Annotated in this window: 15 protein-coding genes; 12 read left to right on the top strand and 3 right to left on the bottom strand. The window is 42.9% G+C overall.

Features of this window, described 5'->3' with window-relative positions:
• Window positions 1-35 precede the first annotated feature (35 nt).
• The 3 genes from N5J47_RS00795 (at window position 36) to N5J47_RS00785 (ending at window position 1711) form a co-directional block, all read left to right on the top strand.
• Window positions 36-509 (top strand): DUF2147 domain-containing protein, encoded by a 474-nt coding sequence (locus tag N5J47_RS00795; RefSeq protein WP_279958863.1) that lies wholly within the window; start codon window positions 36-38, stop codon window positions 507-509.
• 106 nt (window positions 510-615) lie between these two features.
• A complete protein-coding gene (locus N5J47_RS00790; protein ID WP_279958862.1) occupies window positions 616-1089 on the top strand; it encodes a DUF2147 domain-containing protein in 474 nt (157 codons plus the stop codon).
• Window positions 1090-1237: 148 nt separating this feature from the next.
• A complete protein-coding gene (locus tag N5J47_RS00785) occupies window positions 1238-1711 on the top strand; it encodes a DUF2147 domain-containing protein (protein ID WP_279958861.1) in 474 nt (157 codons plus the stop codon).
• A 58-nt stretch (window positions 1712-1769) separates the two neighbouring features.
• On the opposite strand, the gene N5J47_RS00780 is transcribed toward N5J47_RS00785, so the two are convergent.
• Window positions 1770-2027, bottom strand: a complete 258-nt coding sequence (locus N5J47_RS00780) for a hypothetical protein (RefSeq protein WP_267979763.1) — start codon at window positions 2025-2027, stop codon at window positions 1770-1772.
• 345 nt (window positions 2028-2372) lie between these two features.
• Here N5J47_RS00780 and pepN point away from each other — a divergent pair, with 345 nt between their 5' ends.
• The 4 genes from pepN to N5J47_RS00760 all read left to right on the top strand — a co-directional run bounded on the left by pepN (window position 2373) and on the right by N5J47_RS00760 (window position 10272).
• On the top strand, window positions 2373-4982 hold the full coding sequence (gene pepN / locus N5J47_RS00775; protein WP_279958860.1) for an aminopeptidase N: 2610 nt from the start codon (window positions 2373-2375) through the stop codon (window positions 4980-4982).
• 100 nt (window positions 4983-5082) lie between these two features.
• Window positions 5083-7218 (top strand): two-component sensor histidine kinase, encoded by a 2136-nt coding sequence (locus tag N5J47_RS00770; RefSeq protein WP_279958859.1) that lies wholly within the window; start codon window positions 5083-5085, stop codon window positions 7216-7218.
• 225 nt (window positions 7219-7443) lie between these two features.
• Window positions 7444-9570: a two-component sensor histidine kinase gene (locus N5J47_RS00765; protein ID WP_279958858.1), complete on the top strand. Its 2127-nt coding sequence runs from the start codon at window positions 7444-7446 to the stop codon at window positions 9568-9570.
• Window positions 9571-9618: 48 nt separating this feature from the next.
• Window positions 9619-10272: a response regulator transcription factor gene (locus N5J47_RS00760; RefSeq protein ID WP_279958857.1), complete on the top strand. Its 654-nt coding sequence runs from the start codon at window positions 9619-9621 to the stop codon at window positions 10270-10272.
• On the opposite strand, the gene N5J47_RS00755 is transcribed toward N5J47_RS00760, so the two are convergent.
• Window positions 10264-10872: a Uma2 family endonuclease gene (locus tag N5J47_RS00755; protein WP_279958856.1), complete on the bottom strand. Its 609-nt coding sequence runs from the start codon at window positions 10870-10872 to the stop codon at window positions 10264-10266. The genes N5J47_RS00760 and N5J47_RS00755 overlap by 9 nt on opposite strands.
• A 202-nt stretch (window positions 10873-11074) precedes the next feature.
• On the opposite strand from N5J47_RS00755, the gene N5J47_RS00750 reads away from it, so the two are divergent.
• The 5 genes from N5J47_RS00750 (at window position 11075) to N5J47_RS00730 (ending at window position 17504) form a co-directional block, all read left to right on the top strand.
• Window positions 11075-13012, top strand: a complete 1938-nt coding sequence (locus N5J47_RS00750; protein ID WP_279958855.1) for a hypothetical protein — start codon at window positions 11075-11077, stop codon at window positions 13010-13012.
• A gap of 96 nt (window positions 13013-13108) precedes the next feature.
• Window positions 13109-14176, top strand: a complete 1068-nt coding sequence (locus N5J47_RS00745) for a hypothetical protein (protein ID WP_279958854.1) — start codon at window positions 13109-13111, stop codon at window positions 14174-14176.
• A 160-nt stretch (window positions 14177-14336) separates the two neighbouring features.
• Window positions 14337-15023: a dienelactone hydrolase family protein gene (locus N5J47_RS00740; RefSeq protein WP_279958853.1), complete on the top strand. Its 687-nt coding sequence runs from the start codon at window positions 14337-14339 to the stop codon at window positions 15021-15023.
• A 66-nt stretch (window positions 15024-15089) separates the two neighbouring features.
• Complete coding sequence (locus N5J47_RS00735; protein WP_279958852.1) at window positions 15090-15506, top strand: RDD family protein; 417 nt, start codon at window positions 15090-15092, stop codon at window positions 15504-15506.
• 165 nt (window positions 15507-15671) lie between these two features.
• Entirely contained in the window at window positions 15672-17504 is a 1833-nt protein-coding gene (locus N5J47_RS00730; protein ID WP_279958851.1) for a monovalent cation:proton antiporter-2 (CPA2) family protein, read from the top strand.
• A 38-nt stretch (window positions 17505-17542) separates the two neighbouring features.
• On the opposite strand, the gene N5J47_RS00725 is transcribed toward N5J47_RS00730, so the two are convergent.
• Entirely contained in the window at window positions 17543-18721 is a 1179-nt protein-coding gene (locus N5J47_RS00725; protein WP_279958850.1) for a benzoate/H(+) symporter BenE family transporter, read from the bottom strand.
• Window positions 18722-18723 lie beyond the last annotated feature (2 nt).

The raw sequence follows: 18723 nt of genomic DNA, 5'->3' as shown, positions 1-18723 counted from the left end.
ATATATTATTTATATCTGCGCCAGTGGGGGCTTTTATGCACAAAAATTTATTAAAAAAATGTTTTGTGGGCGCGACACTACTTTTCTCAAGTATTGCTATTTATGCAACACCAATTGAGGGCTATTGGAAAAGTGTGGATGATCGTACTGGAGAGCAACTGTCAATTGTTGAAATCCGCAAAGGAAACGATGGGCTATATCATGGAAAAATCGTTTACCGTTACCCAAACCCTCATGGTGTGGCATTGACCCATTGTGTTAAATGTCCCGCACCCTATACCAACCAACCGATTTTGGGGCTGGAGATTTTATCTGAGCTGAAAGACGATCCCAACAACCCAAATGCCTATATTGACGGTAAAATCATGGAACCCACCAGTGGCCGTGTCTATAAAGGCAAGGCCGTGGTGACAAGTGATGGTAAACGTCTGCGTATGCGTGGTTATATGGGAATCTCTGTTTTGGGGCGTACTGTGGTCTGGATTCGAACGGAACATGCAAATCCATAAAACTTCGAACTGGGGCGTCAAAGTTAGTTGATTTAAAAATGTGATAAGTTATATAAAATTGGTTCTATAAAGATAAATGTGTTTCTTTTTAAATGACGGGGTTACTATGCTAAATCGTATGCTCATAAAAGGCATCGTGGGATTCTCTATTGCTTGTGCAAGCCTAACAACTTTTGCAGCCTCTATCGAGGGTTACTGGAAAAGTATTGAAGAACGTACAGGTGAACAACTGTCAATTGTTGAAATCCGTAAAGGAAACGATGGTCGTTATCATGGAAAAATCGTTTATCGCTATCCAAACTCACATGGTATTGCACTAACCAACTGCACCAAATGTCCAGCGCCTAATACAAATAAACCCATTCTGGGTTTGGAGATTTTGTCTGGATTTAGGGAAGATCCAGATAAAGCAGATGCTTATATTGATGGTCGAGTGTTGGAACCTACATCTGGACGAATTTATAAAGGTAAGGCTGTGGTGAGTGGTGAGGGTAAACGCCTGCGCATGCGTGGTTATATGGGGGTTTCTGCATTGGGCCGCACCGTGGTCTGGCTTCGTACAGACAGTGCAAACCCTTAAATATGAGTCTAAATATTAAGTCGTATTTAAGCTGATTTAACTATAAAAAAACCTGATGGTATAGGGTAAGATAAACTTGATTTAATGAATAAAATTTTAAATCAAGTCTAATAAGTACGAAGTGTCATTTAAAGTTAACGGAGATAATATGTTAAATCGTGTACTCATGAAAGGAATCGTGGGTTTGACTATTGCGTTTGCCAGCGTGACTGGTTTTGCTGCATCAATTGAAGGTTTCTGGAAAAGTATTGATGACCGAACTGGTGAACAACTATCAATTGTAGAAATCAAGAAAGGTGCTGATGGTCGTTACCACGGTAAAATTGCTTATCGTTATCCTGTTCCTGGTGGAGCTGCGTTAACTCATTGTACAAAATGTCCTCCGCCTTATACCAATCAGCCAATTCTGGGTTTGGAAATTCTGTCTGGATTTAGGGAAGATCCCGATAAGCCAAATGCTTATGTTGACGGAAAGGTGTTAGAGGCAAAAAGCGGCAAAATCTATAAGGGCAAGGCGAACTTAAGTACTGACGGTAAACGTTTACGTATGCGTGGATATGTAGGTATTTCCGCATTGGGCCGTACTCAGGTTTGGATTCGTACAGACAGTGGAAATCCTTAATTTTATTTAAAAATAAAACCTCGAATCCAAATGGGTTCGAGGTTTTTTATTGACTAAACTAAACAGGGCACGGTAGATTTTCGTCCTCCTGACCGATTTTTTTCGCGGCAATCAGTGCCTGCACTTTTTTGCTTGGTACTTTTTCTTTTCCAAGCGCATCATAGGTATTCACGATATTGGTAACTTCCAGGGCGCTAAGATCAATACCCTCCGCTGATAAGAATACTGAAATCACATGATGATCAATGCCCGCAGCAGCAAGATCATGGATTGCCTTAATATTTTCTAGACGATACAGATGTGCTTTTAATTCCATAACAGTAACCCTCGCTTGTTATTTTATATACCTACATTGGCATATATCATTAAGCAATAACCGTGCACAAAATGTAAAAGTCTGGGAAAAAATGTAAGTTGAGCGATGAAAGGCAATTACTTCTGTAGTTTTTATTTAAGAATGGAAAACTATGTTGTAATTTTGTCTAAACGATCAGCACATTGACTCAATTTGATTTGAAAATGACGGAGTTCAGCCCAATAAAATTGTTAAAACTCATACTGGGTCTTAAAGACAGGTTGTATCAGTTGGCGTATGATCAAGTCATTACGAGTCTTGCCAACAAGACCATCTAAAAGACATGACTAAAGATAAGGAATACTGATGAATATTGCGGCACAACCTCCTGTACAGGCAGATCAAACCATTTATTTAAAAGACTATCAAAAGCCCGCTTTTCTGGTTGAGTCGATTCATTTGGACATTCAGGTCTATGATGATCACACCATTGTTGATTCAACACTGGTTATGAAACGTCAGGCAGCGGGTGAACTGGTATTGTTGGGTCGTGATCTGGAGCTACAATCCATTCAAATGAATGGACAGTTGTTGAATGCTGGTCAATATCAACTGGACAGTGAACAATTGGTGATCACCGATGCACCAGATCAGGTCATTGTGCAAACCAAAGTGATTATTCATCCTGAATCAAATACCCAGCTTGAGGGTTTGTATAAGGCAGGTGACTTGTTTGTCACGCAGAATGAGCCTGAGGGCTTCCGTAAAATTACATTCTATCCAGACCGTCCAGATGTGTTGGCGGAGTTTACCACCCGTGTCGAAGCTGACAAAAAATATCCAGTCTTGCTAGCCAATGGGAACTTGCTGGAAACAGGTGAAGTGGGAGAGGAGCGCCATTTTGCCATCTGGCAAGACCCGACCAAAAAGCCAAGCTATTTATTTGCATGTGTGATTGGTGATCTGGCGGTACTCAAAGATCGTTATACCACTTCGGAAAGTCGTGATGTTGCCTTGGAAATCTATGCGATTGAAAAAGATATTCCAAAATGTCATATCGCAATGGAAGCCCTCAAACATTCGATGCGTTGGGATGAAGAACATTATGGCCGTCCTTATGATCTCGACAACTATATGATCGTGGCAGTGAGCCAGTTCAATATGGGTGCAATGGAGAATAAAGGCTTAAATATCTTCAATACCTCATGTGTGCTTGCCGATGAGGAATACACCACTGATGCAGCCATTATGCGGGTGCAGTCAGTGATTGCCCATGAATATTTCCATAACTGGACAGGCAACCGTATTACCTGCCGTGACTGGTTCCAGTTGTGTCTAAAGGAAGGTTTGACAGTTTTCCGTGACCAGTCTTTCTCTGAGGATTTACAGTCGGCAGCAGTCCAGCGTATTGATGATGTGGCGGTGTTGAAGTCGCATCAATTTCCTGAAGATGCAGGTCCACTGTCGCATCCGCCACGCCCAGACCATTTTGTTGAAATTAATAACTTCTATACGGCAACGGTTTATGAGAAAGGTGCGGAAATTAACCGCATGATGGCGACCTTGCTGGGCAAGGAAAAATACCGTAAAGGAACGGATGAATATTTCCGTCGTCATGATGGTCAGGCGGTGACGGTGGAAGACTGGGTTGCTGCATTAAGCGCAGGTTCAGGTGTCGATTTAACTAATTTCCTGATCTGGTATAACCAGCCAGGTACACCAAAGCTGGAAGCCAAAGGTGAATATGATGCGGCTGCACAGACCTATCGTCTTAGCTTCAAACAAAGCCTAAAAGCACATCCTAAATATCCAAATTTAAAAGCCGTTCCAATTCCTGTGGCTCTAGCATTATTCAATGCCAATACTGGCGAGCAATATACTTTGCATAGCCCTGATCTCTTCGTCAATGATGTCAAGGATGGGATGTATCTATTTGATCAGGATGAGGCGAGTATTGAATTTACAGGCGTGACTACACAACCTGTTGCATCGTTATTGCGTAATTTCTCTGCACCCGTCAATCTGGTGTTTGACTATTCAGATGATGATCTTGCTTTCCTGATTCAGCACGAAACCAACGGTTTTAACCAGTGGCAAGCCACACAAACCTTGCTGGAACGCATCTTAATGCAAGACCATAAGGTCGATGCCTATATTCAGGCGATTAAAAATACCTTGCCTGAATTGGTCAATAAAGATCCTTTGCTTGCCTCACGCCTGTTTGATGTACCAAGTGAAAACTACTTGGGTAGCCGTATTGACCAGGATTATGAACCTGCGCTTATTCGTGAGAAACGTGAAGCAGTGCTAGATAGGTTGGCTCGTGAGTTGGGTTCATTCTGGAAAGACACCTATCTATCTTTAGATCCAGAGATGCAAAAAGAGTTCTCTTTGGCGATGGGTGTGCGGGCGCTTAAAAATATCATGCTAAATATGCTGGCACGTCAGGGTGATGAATCGGTATTTGATTTGGCTTATGCGCAGTATCAAAACACGGGCAATATGTCTGAACGTTTGGGAGCATTGCGTGTGCTGGTCTGGAATGATGCACCACAGGCTCAAGATGCTTTGGATGACTTTTATAATCGTTTTAAAGATGAAGCCTTGTCGCTGGATCAATGGTTTAGCATTCAATCCTCAAATCCAAATGCAACTGAGGAAACCATCAAATATCTGACACAACATGCCAATTATGACTTGGGCACACCAAACCGTATCCGTTCTGTCAGTGGTGGTTTATCAAATAATCCAGTCAATACGTGGAGTTTTGGTGTAGATCATTTTATTGAACTGGCAGGTTATCTGGATGAGAAAAACCCAATTTTAGGCTCCCGTTTATTACAGGTACTTTCTCGCTGGTACACTTTGGCTGAACCACAACGCAGTCAAGTACAGCAAGCGCTTAAAGCATTGCAGCCGAAAGTGAAATCGAAGAATGTGTCTGAAACCTTGAGCAGTATGCTAAACATTGAATAACACACTGTTTTCGTCAGAAAGGATGCTGTCACAGCATCCTTTTTTATATGTTCTGGATTATCATTAGTTCACAGAAAGGATACTCATATTGTGGTGATACATGGCTTTGCATCGCAAAACACCAGCGGATCGGTTGTTTTATGCCATTTTAGGGTTGTCGTTGGCCCTTATTGCGGTCATCTATTGTGCGGTAAATCAGCCCAGTAGCCATTTACGCTTTGAAGTCAAAGAACGCCAGAAAATTTCGGTATTTGACGGGGAGCGATTGATATTACAGGATGTGGATTCAGTTGCGATTTCAGCAGCAGGTGAACAAAATCCAATACTACTCAATGCAAATGACTTTACTGAAGACCCCCATTTTGTTGCAACCTATCCTGAGATGCAGCAATTTTTTATTAAGCAGAGTCAAGTTCATCAACTGATGAGCCAGCATCAGCAAATATTTTTGCAGTCAGGCGATCATTCAAGCTCAACGCCATATCCTGTCAATATTCAGCCTAAACGAACGCTTCGGGATTTACCTTTTGAGTTCTGGTTTCAGCTTGCTGTCAGTTCGATTGGATTTTTACTGGGCTGCTGGATTTGGGCATTGCGTCCCAATGAAATCGCCCCCCGTGTTTTTGCCTTACTTAATGCAGCCTATCCCGTATTTGCCTTTTCCGCAGCCATCTATAGCACCCGTGATCTGGCTTTAAATGCTGAATTATTTCGGGTACTTGTCGCAATCAATACGGGTGGCGCATTGCTATATGGCTGTGCATTAATCAGTCTATTCCTGGTGTACCCAAAGCAGTTGATTAGAACCCAATGGTTGTGGGCAATACCGATATTTTTCTCTGGTTGGTGGTTGCTCGATACCTTATTTCTTTTGCCTGAACCAAGCATGGGGGGCGATTTACCCGTTACCCTGCAAATGCTGAGCGCAATTTTATGTATGGTTTGGCAATGGCGGGCAAACAGACATGATCCACGGGCAAAAGTGGCATTGCGCTGGTTTGCTTTATGGATTCTGGTCAGTAGTGGCGCATTTGTATTTTTGGTTCAGAGTACCCAGCTACTTGACATCCAGCTTAATATGTCGCAAGGCTATTCGTTTGGTTTCTTCATGTTTGTGACGATTGGTATTGCGATTGGCTTAAAACGCTATCAGTTATTTAGTCTGGACCGTTGGGCGTTCGGAATTCTGTACTGGCTGGCAGGAGCGATTTTACTGGTGTTGCTGGATGCCTTTCTGGTGATGATGTTAAGCCCACTCATGTCACTCAGTCTGGCCATCCTGATTTGTGGTCTGGTCTGGCTGCCTATCCGTGGCTGGCTACAGGCACGCCTGTTACAACGCAAAAAGTTATCCGACAGCGAACTGTTTGAACGAATCTTGCAGGTCAGTTTTGCGGTGAATGAACAGGAAAGACAGCTACAGTGGAAAGCCTTGTTGAATGACCTGTTTCAGCCATTAAACCTTGAAATAAGTGAACAGACAAATCATAGCCAAATTGAAGACAACGGACTGGTGCTGTATACCCCACAGGTGGCAGGGCTGGCGGCGATGCGTCTCAGCTATCCGCAGCAAGGCCGCCGCTTGTTTAGTGAATATGACCAGCAACTGATCCAGAATCTATTGCCGTTTTTAGCTCAGGCAGTAGAGAGTCGGGTTGCTTATGATAATGGTGTACGTGAGGAAAGACACCGTATCGCCCGTGACTTACATGATGATCTGGGGGCAAAATTATTATCAGGCCTCTACCAGAAAGATGTGGATCAAGCCAAGCAGGCCATTCGTCAGGCGATTGCTGAAATGCGCACCATTGTCAATGGGTTATTGGGTACGGGTGTTGAGTTAAATGTGATTTTGCAGGAGTTTGAGCATGAGGTTGCGACCCGCCTGCAAAGTTGTGGGATAGAACTGAATTGGCAACAAAAGCTTGGAGATGTACCCATCACCTTGAGTTATGCACAATACAGGCATTATATTTCTATGCTTCGGGAAATCATCAGTAATATAATGAAGTATGCCAATGCCCAGAGAGTAATCATTGACATTAGCCTGGTTGATTCACAACTGGTTTCAGTCATTTGTGATGATGGTGCTGGATTTGATGGTGAAGCTAACCAGTCTGAGGGGAATGGGCTGAAAAACCTGAGGGAGCGAGCAACAGAACTTTCGGCAACGCTGCATTTCCAAAGCCTGCCAGAGAAAAAAGGTTCAAGGGTTGAGTTGACCTTTTCATTATGAATCAATGGATATAAATGGATTCTGTACACAACGGACGTGGATGAGATTACATTGTTTCAATAGTTCAGCATAATCAAAATAAAGCATTTTAGCGGGTGTATTAAGGTGTGTTATAGCTTATTAAAATCCGTCATGTTATGAATTCAAGCTAAAATTAATACATTGTTTTAAACAATATAAATACTTGCCATGTGTGTGCATAGGACAGGTGGGGCATATGGCAAGATGATAAAAACACCTTTTGTTGCGATGTGGGGCATTCTACTCACTGGAATAATGCTGACACTGCTTGCAGTGATGACTGCACTCTATCAACCCTGGTTTGGTTTGACGCTGGCACTGGATAAACAACATATAGTGGTGGATACCATCAGCATGCCGCTTGGAGGTGTTCAACAGGGACAGATCGTCCAGTCAATTGCCAGTGCAGATGGCCGAAACAGAATAGAACTGGTTGAGCAGGATGTCATGGAGGATCCTGACCAACTGGAAACCTATCAGCAAAGCAGGCAGTTTTTTTCCCGTCAGGATTATTTGGCAGGTGTGCTACGCCAACGACAAATCAGTATGCAGTTTGCCAATGGAAATAGTATCGTGCTGGATGTAAAACCCAGACGACCTGTGAATAGTTTGCCTATGGTGTTCTGGGTGCAAATTTTGGTGGGGCTGAGCAGTTTTTTAATTGGGGGCTGGGTATGGGGCATGAGCCGCAAACGCTATACCACCTTGATCCTGTTTATTGCTGGTTGCTGCATTATGGCAGCGGCATTCTCGGCTGCTATTTATAGTACTCGGATACTTGCCTTGCCAGCACCCTTATTTGAGCTGTTGTCCAACCTTAACCATACAGGTGCTGCATTGTTTGGCATTGTATTGGTATTACTGTTTTCTAATTATCCTACCGCCCGTTTGCTTCCACCCAGATTACAACTGCTGTTTGTTGTCGGTACATTCTGTTGGTGGCTGTGCGATATGTTCAAGGTATTCTTTTCTGGCCCTCCGATTGGTGCCTTTGTTCCACTGTTGATCGCGCTAAGCATTATTTTATTGCTGAGCTGGTGGCAATATCGTAAGACAAAATATGATCCCGTTGCACAGGCTGCTTTACGCTGGTTTGGCTTGTCTCTTATGCTGGGTGCAGGTATTCCTGTTTTGCTGGTGAGTATGCCAAACCTTTTGGATATAGATGCCGCCATGTCACAGGGTTATGCTTTCCTATTTTTCCTGCTGATCTATGTGGGAGTGGTACAGGGTGTGGCACGTTATAGGTTATTTGAGCTGGAAAGTTGGATATTTCGTATCCTGTTTTATCTGTTGGGGGCTTTTTTACTGGTGCTACTGGATGCGCTTTTGGTTATGGTGCTCAGTCCACTTATGTCACTCAGTCTGGCCATCCTGATTTGTGGTCTGGTCTGGCTGCCTATCCGTGGCTGGCTACAGGCGCGCCTGTTACAACGCAAAAAGTTATCCGACAGCGAACTGTTTGAGCGAATCTTGCAGGTCAGCTTTGCGGTGAATGAGCAGGAACGACAGCTACAGTGGAAAGCCTTGTTGAATGACCTGTTTCAGCCATTAAACCTTGAGATAAGTGAACAGGCAAGTCACAGCCAAATTGAAGACAATGGACTGGTGCTGTATACCCCACAGGTTGCGGGGTTGGCAGCAATGCGTCTCAGCTATCCGCAGCAAGGCCGCCGTTTGTTTAGTGAATATGACCAGCAACTGATCCAGAATCTATTACCGTTTTTAGCTCAGGCAGTAGAGAGTCGGGTTGCCTATGACAATGGTGTGCGTGAGGAAAGACACCGTATCGCCCGTGATCTACATGATGATCTGGGGGCGAAACTATTATCGGGTCTCTACCAGAAAGATGTGGATCAAGCCAAGCAGGCCATTCGTCAGGCGATTGCTGAAATGCGTACCATCGTTAATGGGCTATTAGGTACAGGGGTTGAGTTAAATGTGATCTTGCAGGAATTTGAATATGAGGTTGCGACCCGCCTACAAAGTTGTGGGATAGAACTGAACTGGCAACAAAAGCTTGGAGATGCACCCATTACCTTGAGTTATGCACAATACAGGCATTATATTTCTATGCTTCGGGAAATCATCAGTAATATAATGAAGTATGCCAATGCCCAGAGTGTAATCATTGACATTAGCTTGTCTGACTCACAACTGGTTTCAGTCATTTGTGATGATGGCACTGGTTTTGATGGTGAAGCTAACCAGTCTGGGGGGAATGGGCTTAAAAACCTGAGGGAACGTGCAACTGAACTTTCGGCAACGCTGCATTTCCACAGCCTGCCAGAGGCAAAAGGTTTAAGGGTAGAGTTGATTTTTCCATTATAGCGACTGTGGCAAAAAGTAATGGATGTAAATATATAAATGGGTATAAAGATGATTCGAACGGCATTGATTTTAGAAGATATACTGGAAGTCAATGCATGGATCAAACAGATGTTGCTTGAAACCTTTGCAGGTATTCGTATCCAGCAGGTTTATAGTGTAAAGGAAGCAAAGCAGGCATTATTGTCACAACATTATGATCTGGCCTTGATTGACCTTTCCTTGCCTGATGGAAAGGGAACAGAGGTGATTGACTGGCTGGCACAACATTCTGCCAATACCCTGAGTGTGGTGGTGACAATTTTTGAAGATGACCAATATCTGTTTGAGGCCATTTGTCATGGTGCAAAAGGGTACTTGCTGAAAGACCTTGAACCAACTGTATTTCAGCAGCATTTGAAAAACCTGATTGCTGGAATCCATGCCTTTTCCCCAAGCATGACGCAGAAACTACTTAATTATGTTAAAACACATGAACAGCTTAACCAGCAAAAGCAACAGGCCATACAGTCCCTGACTTTAACCAATCGGGAAAAACAGGTGCTTGTTTATATTGCCAAGGGGCATCAGGTCGCTGAAATTGCCTACGAATTGAAATTATCCAGCCATACCATAAATGGTTATATCAAGACAATTTATCAAAAGTTGCATATCTCCTCCCGTGCTGAAGCGGCATTGCTGGCACAGCAATATGGTTTAATTTGATACGTTTTGTTCTGCTAGGGCTTTCTTCTCTAACCATGTCACTACATCTTCATTTTTGACACGGTCATAAATATCTTCAACTGAAATGGTTAAACCAATTGAGTCCAGTGTAATGTGATCTTCCAAATAGTAGAAATGAGATTGCCAGTTTTGGCTGCGACGTACCACTTCAATCTCGGCAATATCCTGTTCAATCAGGATATATTCCTGTAGGGTCGGAATCTGTAGATATTTTTCACGTTTGATAACACGATCGATCTGGCGAGTGGATTTAGACAATACCTCAACAATAATGGTCGGTGTTTCTGTAAAAACACTGTCATCTGCTAAATCTGAACAATCAACCAGTGCATCAGGATAGAAATAACAGCCATCTACTTTAACTTTCATATCTCCGCTATAAGGCTGGCAGGTTTTTCCCTTTAAGTGTTGGTGTAATGCAGAGGAAATGTTGAGGGTAATTCTGTTATGCGCTGCTTTTGCCCCAGCCATTGCATAGACTTCGCCATGAATATATTCATGTTTAATATCAGTCAGCAATTCGCCATCAAGATAATCCTGTTCACTGACTGGAAGTGGGTATGCATGATGAGGTGACATGGCAATAACTCATAATTATATAAATACAGCCTATACCTTAGCGTGTATGAAGAAGTATCACAACTCATTGAATATTCACATTGTAAGCAAGTTTTTGAAGTCAAAATAGATTTTAGGCTATCCCCCTGAACTGGGGATACGCAGAAAACCCTAAAAACGTTACTGTCATCACGAAAGGGATGAAATAACGAATGGGGTTCGTATGTTAAAAAAAAGTTTATTGAGTGCTTGTATTGCTGCCAGTGTGCTACTGACAGCATGTCATGATGACGATGATCAGCAAAGTAACGTATCACCAACACCGACCATAACCTACAGTGATTTAGCTGGAACAGCAGCCGTTGGGGCAGCGATTAAAAATGCCAGTGTCACAGCGAGTTGTAAAGATGGCAGTGGGTTTAAAAATGAGGTTAAAACCAATGAACAGGGGGAATGGTCAGGGCAGGTGGATAGCACTAAACTACCTTGTGCATTGGAAGTGAAAGCATCAGATACCCAAACCTTGCATGGTTATGCTGCAAAAGCGGGTAATGTCAATATTACGCCATTTACTGATCTTGCTCTGGCTTTGGCAAGCTCACAAACGCCAAGTGACTGGTACAAAACCTATCAACCGATTTTAGAAACCACATTGAAAACTGCTGTAGATAATTTAACTAAACAACTCAAGGCAGATGGTTATCAGTTACCAGAAAACTTTGATTTATTAACAACCAAATTTGCGATTGATGACGCATTTGATAAAGCTCTGGATGCCTTTGCAGCGTCATTGGCTGCCAATCAAGCAACAATTAAAGATTACGCTGCCCTGATTGAAAAAGTAAAAGCAGGAGATGTGGCAGCACTTCCTGATGCTGCACCAGCCAATCCAACAACAGATCCAAAGGTTTCAGGTCCATTAACGGCTGCATCTGCAAGCAATACAACAGAGTTTTTAAATGCACTGAAAAAAGATGACTATTATTTAAAAGTGGAAAGTAGCTTCGGTGGGGCAGCTACAGAGTTTCCTGTTGGCAGCATACATAAAGTTGGTATTACCAAAGAGGGTAATGTAACCATTCAGGGGAAAACCCAAGCCTTTACCTATAGCTATAGACAACACACCTTATCTGATTTTCATTCGAATGCACTCACTTTCTATAATGCTGCTGGAACAGGTGTGGAACTGTATATCAGTTATGATCCAGCAACAGGTTATTTAACCGTTGAACCGCAGGGTATGGCGGGTGGTGAGGGCGGTGTAAAACTAGTTTCCAATAAAGGTACGGCAACGACTCCGACCCAGCCTACAAACCCAACGCAACCGACAGAACCAAGCACATCTGATTTGTGTGAATCGAATGGCGCGGATGATAAGCTTGGCTTTAAAAATGCCCCACAAGATTTCTGTAGCTTTAGTAAAGCCAGCACAACAGTGATTACGTCACCTGATATTTATACATTCTTTAATGCCGATAAAAAGCAGAATGTGAAAGTGACTATTTCAGGAACAGCTGTTAAGAGCATTCAGCTTGAAAATGATAAATATGCCTGGGCATGTGGTGTGGGCACAACCTATGCCTGTACAGGTGCGGTATTCACCAAGAATGGCAATACAGCACAGGTGACTTTCCAGAATGCATTGCTTGAGGCTGTAAGTGGTACAACACAGGCATTAACAGTTAAGAATGGCGCCTTGATTTATCAGGATACCAACACAACAAATCCGACAACACCAACCACATCTCAGGTGAGTTATAAAACTGCTGCATGTAGTAAGGACAATGGCAATGGTATGTATGGAAACTGTGGTGCAAGTACGATTTCTGACTTTACCGATACCATTCCAGCATCACCATCAGGAACATATGCTGCATGTACGATTACTAAAACGAGTGACACAATTACGGTCAAACAGACAACCAAGAAAGGTGAGAACCTTACTGTTTCTGCGAAGTTAGATGGTGGGTTAAGCGATACTTTATATATTAAATCTCCATCCCTTACGGTTATTGCCAACGACACAACCGTTAGCAATGGCACATTGAGTGGACCAAGTATCACTGTTTCCATCACGAATGGTCAGGTTGTTCAGGTGAATACTCAAGTTTATGCAAATTCAGGACCAACATCTGATGGCCTTATTGTGTGTACGAGATAAACCATAGCTAATCATTTATTTGAGAGGAATAGGGCATTTTCGAATGTCCTGTTTTATCGAAAACTTAAAATCCTGGATTTGAATAGGGAATATCAAATGAAAACTGTTTATCTTAAACCCTTATTGTCTGCATTGTTATTGGCTTCATCCAGTTTGGTTGCTTCCTCTGTTTTTGCTGCGGCTTCAGTGGGTAGTGATAAAGCTGATGCCATCAAGGGTCATAATAAAGTGGTGATTGCCGAATTTGGGGTGGAATTTTATACCCAGCGTTTTGCCACGGCGACTGCGGGTGGAATGGCAGGTTCGAGTAGCAGCGCCATTGTTGCGACCCTCACAGGTGTGAGCGATACCACGATGCAGGTAATTACTGATCAGGCATATGCTGATACAGTGACCGCATTAAAACAGGCAGGTTTTGAAGTTGTAGAACCAACAGCATTATTAGCAAATCCTGATTATCAGAAACTTGCAGAAAAATATGGGGTAAATTCTCCATACCAATTCAATGACAAAGAGTTGGTTAAGGGCGAAACCACCATCAGTAAGATTTTCGCCCCGACAGGTCAGAAAGCGTATTTTTCCAGTGGTACAGCACGAGGTGATTTTAAACAACGTGTTGATGTCCAGAATCAGGGGCGTGGTATGAAAGAGGGTGAGCTGGCAAAAGCACTAGGCGTGACTTTATTGCATGTCAATTACTTAGCCAACTTTGCTGAACCGCATAGTAGAAAACCAGGTGTTTTAGCGTCATTATCCTCAAATGCCAAATCATCAATTGATTATGTACCCGAGCTGGTGGCTGAGGATACAGCATTTCAGTTTGTGACAGATGCAGGTGCAAGAACTTTTACGACCAGTCGTAGGCCGCGTCATACAGGTGCGGTGTACCTTTCAGATAATCTTGAAGCGAATCAGAATATTTTCCAGTCTATAGAATCAACTTCTGCTGAATCGAAAAAGAAAGAAGCAATAGGCAATGCCACATCCGCAGTGGTCAGTGGTTTATTCTCTTTGGCTACAGGCAGTGGTATTGGGGGGCATAATAGTAAAAAAGTAACTTACGATGTAACACCAAACAGTGAGGAAGCATTTAAACAAACTTACGAAAATCTCATCAGCCAGAGTGCCACAGCAATGGCGGCTAAATTAGCCCAAAATAAATAACAGTAAAAATTTCAAGTTAATGTGGATGAAAGATCTATAACTCATATATGGCTAAGTTTAGAAAATTGATGATCAGGATATCTTCGGATGTCCTTTTTTATTTGACAATTAATATTGTCAAAAATAATATAAAAGCGATTTAAAAAAATGGATAGCTGAAATGGAAATAAAAACAATCACATTACCAACACGCCAGATAGATGTGGAAGTGTATGCGCCTGCACAGACTTCAGAAAAAGTCCCTGCAATTTTATTGTTGCATGAGTTGTTTGGCGTACTGGATGTGTATCGGGAAGATGCGCAGGACTTGGCAAATCGTGGCTATCTGGTTTATGTACCCAATTTATTTAGTGGTGGTGCAGTCAAGTATTGTATTCGGGCAATGGTCAGTAAGGCTGGGCGAATCAATGCTGCCGATAGTGATATGAATAAAGAAATTCATGTGTTACTTGATGCATTAAAAGCTGATCCACGTTCGAATGGTCGCCTGGGTATGTTGGGACAATGCCTAACGGGTGGTTATGTTATTCAAATGGCAAAGCGTGAGGATATGCTGGCACCTGTGGTTTATCATCATTCACTGGGAATTCAAGGTGCAGGTGTACCTAAAAAAGAATCTCTGGATGACATTCGCATTTTGCAGGGGCATTGGTCAAACGTTGATCCATTCTGTCCAGCAACCAAGCGCAACAAATTGATTCAGGAACTGGGTGATCGGGTTGAAGCCTATACCTATAACATGCCACACGGATTCCGCAGCGTCAGTCGTGGTTTACCTGAAGCAAAGGTGGTTTGGCAACGTACAGTTGAATTTTTTGATCGTGAATTAAAACAAAATACTGTATAAATGATATGCTTAGGCGCATATCATTTATACATATTGATTCTTATAGAAATAAAATGAGAGGGGAAAATGTCACATACATACGAATATGCAGGTTTTTGGATACGTCTATTAGCTTCAATTATTGACTCGATTATCCTGATCGTTGCTTTAATTCCGATTATGATGATTATCGCACCAAATGCTTCAAGTGGTTTTACAGGCTGGACATGGTCAGATTGGCTTGGTCAAATTATTGGTGCAGTTTTTTATATTGTATGTTGGGTAAAATTTGCAGGAACACCTGGAAAACGTTTATTACGTTTAAAGGTACTGGATGAAAAAACAGGCGAAAACTTGACGGTTGGGCAAGCCGTTCTTCGTTATATTGGTTATTTCCCATCTACGCTTGTTTTCTTTCTTGGTTTTATCTGGATTGCATTCGATAGCAAAAAACAAGGCTGGCATGACAAAATCGCAAAAAGTGTAGTTGTCCGTGAGCTATAACTTTAGATTTTCAAGATGAACACAAAAAAGTCGTCATGGTTGACGGCTTTTTTGTTTCTATCTGCATGAAAATAAATGAATTGAGAGGCTATGTCTCATAAATGATATATAAGTCTTTTAAGCTTTCACATAGAATAAAATCGCATTGATAAAAATGAGAACAACATGAGTTCAGAGGCACATTCAATCAGCTTAATTGCACCCGTGGTTTTATTGGCCGCGGCTGTGATAGCAGTCCCTATTTTTAAACGAATAGGTTTGGGTTCGGTACTGGGTTACTTAATTGCAGGCTTGATCATTGGACCATTTGGCTTTGCTTTTTTCCACGATTCTGCATCAATTTTACATATCGCAGAATTAGGGATTGTCATGTACCTGTTTGTGATTGGTCTGGAAATGCAGCCTTCACATTTATGGGGACTCAGACGCGAAATCTTTGGCCTAGGGACATTGCAGATTGTAGCCTGTGCGACAGCACTGACAGGTGTGGGACTATTATTTGGCTTCACATGGCAGGTGGCGTTTATTGGTGCGGCTGGTTTTGTACTCACTTCAACAGCAATTGTGATGCAGTTACTGGGAGATCGGGGTGATATTGCCCAGCCACAGGGACAGAAGATTGTTGCCATTTTATTGTTTGAAGATTTATTGATTGTACCTTTATTGGCTATCGTAGCATTTATGGCGCCCAACCATGTGGTGGAAACCACCTCCGCACGTTTGCAAAATATCGGCATTGGCCTGATTGCAATTGCAGGATTGATTGCAGCAGGTTACTGGTTGCTGAATCCTCTGTTTCGATTGCTGGCGGCTGCAAAGGCGCGGGAAGTCATGACCGCAGCAGCATTACTGGTTGTGCTGGGTGCTGCATTGCTGATGCAGGTCAGTGGTTTATCTATGGCGATGGGTGCTTTTCTTGCAGGGGTCTTGTTGTCTGAGTCAACATTTAGGCATCAGATTGAAGCGGATATTGAACCGTTTCGTGGGCTATTACTGGGCCTATTTTTCCTCGGTGTCGGCATGTCGCTTGACTTGTCCGTGGTTGCCCAAAACTGGCAGCTTATTCTAAGTGGTGTGTTGGCGATGATGTTTGCCAAGGCATTGATGATTTATATCGTTGCCCGTGTCAGCAAAAGCTCACATACCGAAGCGCTGGATCGTGCATTGCTGATGGCGCAGGGTGGTGAATTTGCATTTGTGTTGTTTGCTGCGGCTGTCAGTGCCCAGGTGATTGATAGTACAATCAAGTCGAACTTGACCGCAATTATCGTACTTTCAATGGTGTTGACACCTATTCTGGGGATTGTATTCAAGCGATTTACTCAAACCAAGGATGAAGTTAATTTAGACAATGTTAATGTTGCCGATGGACTCAGTGGCAGTATTCTGATGATCGGCTTTGGCCGTTTTGGGCAGGTGACCAGTCAATTGCTGCTGGCAAGAGGTGTCGATGTCACCATTATTGATAATGACATTGACATGATTCAAAACGCGGAAAAATTTGGTTTTAAAATCTATTATGGTGATGGTTGCCGTCTGGATATTCTGCATGCATCGGGGGCGGCTACGGCACAGGCTATCGTGGTGTGTGTCGATAGTAAAGAAACCACCAATCGAATTGTGGAGCTGGTGACGCATGAATTTCCACTGGCCAAGCTGCTGGTACGTTCTTATGACCGTGAACACTCACTTTATCTAGTCAAGCAAAAAGTTGATTATATGATTCGTGAAACCTTTGAATCAGCAATCAAGTTTGGTGGCGTGATTTTGCAACAATTGGGTGCCGATGAAGATGAGGTACAGCGTATTACTGATGAAATTCGTGAGCGTGATGATGAGCGTTTTGAAACAGAAATTGCTGCGGATGATGTTTATGCAGGTGTTGGTCTGCAATATACCCATGCACATCCACGTCCGACTGCGCCATTAATCCGACCTAAGCAGGCTGGGCGAATTTTAAACGATGAAGAGGCGCAGAAAGAGTTAGAGGAAAAATAGCGGTTAACCAATTCATTTCTTAAATAAGCCTTAGGAAACTAAGGCTTATTTTTGAGTTTCAACCTGAATAGGATCAAAACAAAAATACCTAAGATCAATCCCCAAAAAGCTGAACCAATCCCCCAGAACTGCACTCCAGAAGCACTGCATAAAAAAGTCAGTAAGGCGGCTTCACGTTCTTCGACATTTGCAAAGGCAATTGCAACGTTGTGGCTAATGGTTGCAAACAAGGCAATTCCAGCCAGTGCTACAATAAAAATTTGTGGAAATGACATCAGTAAACTGACCAGTGTTGCTGCAAACAAGCCCATTAAAATATAGAACACACCGCAACTGATGCCTGCAATATAACGTTTGTCTGGGTCGGGGTGAACCTGATCATCCAGACTGACAGCCGCACTAATCGCCGCCAGATTTATCGAAAAACAGCCAAACGGTGCAAAGATGGTATGCGCAATGCCCGTCCAGCCGATCAGTTGATTGACATGCGGTTGATAGCCATAACTCTTGATCATGGCAATGCCTGGCAAGTTCTGTGAGGTCATATTAATTACAAACAGCGGTAAAGCCAGGCCAAGTAAGGCAGACCATGAAAATGCAGGTTGCATCCAGACAGGTTGTGCCAAAGACCATGTGATGGAGTGAAATTGAAATTCAACAAATAAGGGGCAAATGATCGCCCCTAAAATTACGGTGAGGACGATGCTGTAACGCGGAAACAGCCTTTTTGCGACCAGATAAATCAGCAGCATACTCAGGATAAAGCCCAGATGAGTTTGCATACTGCTAAAAATCTGGATGCCAAATTTTAGCAAGATACCTGCCAGCATGGCACAGGTCAGGCTTTGCGGAATATGCGCCAATAATTTTTGAAAAATGCCTGAAAATCCGACTACTGCAATCGCAATCCCACAAATCAGAAAAGCGCCAATGGCTTCATAAAGATCATAATGGCCTGTAGAAGCGATAATCAGTGCAATCCCAGGGGTCGACCATGCAGTCGCCACAGGATATTTATATTTCCATGACAAGATTGAGCCTGATAGACCAATTGCCAGCCCCAATGCCCAAAACCATGAACCGATTTGAGCAGTACTTGCCCCTAGAGATTGAGCACCCTGTATCACCAAGACAGCAGAAACGCTAATCCCGATTAGAAAGGTGATAAAACCAGCAAATACGGCAGGAATGGAAAAATCTTGAATAAGGCGTTGCATCT

It is taken from the genome of Acinetobacter sp. GD03645 (genome assembly GCF_029845285.1).
Lineage (GTDB): Bacteria > Pseudomonadota > Gammaproteobacteria > Pseudomonadales > Moraxellaceae > Acinetobacter > Acinetobacter corruptisaponis.
This window is presented reverse-complemented; position numbering and strand designations above follow the sequence as displayed.

What these genes read in the sequence shown, in the direction of transcription:
- N5J47_RS00760 (WP_279958857.1), top strand. Translation starts at nt 9,619, where the DNA reads ATGATTCGAACGGCATTGATTTTAGAAGATATACTGGAAGTCAATGCA.
- N5J47_RS00725 (WP_279958850.1), bottom strand. Translation starts at nt 18,721, where the DNA reads ATGCAACGCCTTATTCAAGATTTTTCCATTCCTGCCGTATTTGCTGGT.
- N5J47_RS00730 (WP_279958851.1), top strand. Translation starts at nt 15,672, where the DNA reads ATGAGTTCAGAGGCACATTCAATCAGCTTAATTGCACCCGTGGTTTTA.
- N5J47_RS00755 (WP_279958856.1), bottom strand. Translation starts at nt 10,872, where the DNA reads ATGTCACCTCATCATGCATACCCACTTCCAGTCAGTGAACAGGATTAT.
- N5J47_RS00735 (WP_279958852.1), top strand. Translation starts at nt 15,090, where the DNA reads ATGTCACATACATACGAATATGCAGGTTTTTGGATACGTCTATTAGCT.
- N5J47_RS00750 (WP_279958855.1), top strand. Translation starts at nt 11,075, where the DNA reads ATGTTAAAAAAAAGTTTATTGAGTGCTTGTATTGCTGCCAGTGTGCTA.
- N5J47_RS00785 (WP_279958861.1), top strand. Translation starts at nt 1,238, where the DNA reads ATGTTAAATCGTGTACTCATGAAAGGAATCGTGGGTTTGACTATTGCG.
- N5J47_RS00795 (WP_279958863.1), top strand. Translation starts at nt 36, where the DNA reads ATGCACAAAAATTTATTAAAAAAATGTTTTGTGGGCGCGACACTACTT.
- N5J47_RS00740 (WP_279958853.1), top strand. Translation starts at nt 14,337, where the DNA reads ATGGAAATAAAAACAATCACATTACCAACACGCCAGATAGATGTGGAA.
- N5J47_RS00780 (WP_267979763.1), bottom strand. Translation starts at nt 2,027, where the DNA reads ATGGAATTAAAAGCACATCTGTATCGTCTAGAAAATATTAAGGCAATC.
- N5J47_RS00765 (WP_279958858.1), top strand. Translation starts at nt 7,444, where the DNA reads ATGATAAAAACACCTTTTGTTGCGATGTGGGGCATTCTACTCACTGGA.
- pepN (WP_279958860.1), top strand. Translation starts at nt 2,373, where the DNA reads ATGAATATTGCGGCACAACCTCCTGTACAGGCAGATCAAACCATTTAT.
- N5J47_RS00745 (WP_279958854.1), top strand. Translation starts at nt 13,109, where the DNA reads ATGAAAACTGTTTATCTTAAACCCTTATTGTCTGCATTGTTATTGGCT.
- N5J47_RS00770 (WP_279958859.1), top strand. Translation starts at nt 5,083, where the DNA reads ATGGCTTTGCATCGCAAAACACCAGCGGATCGGTTGTTTTATGCCATT.
- N5J47_RS00790 (WP_279958862.1), top strand. Translation starts at nt 616, where the DNA reads ATGCTAAATCGTATGCTCATAAAAGGCATCGTGGGATTCTCTATTGCT.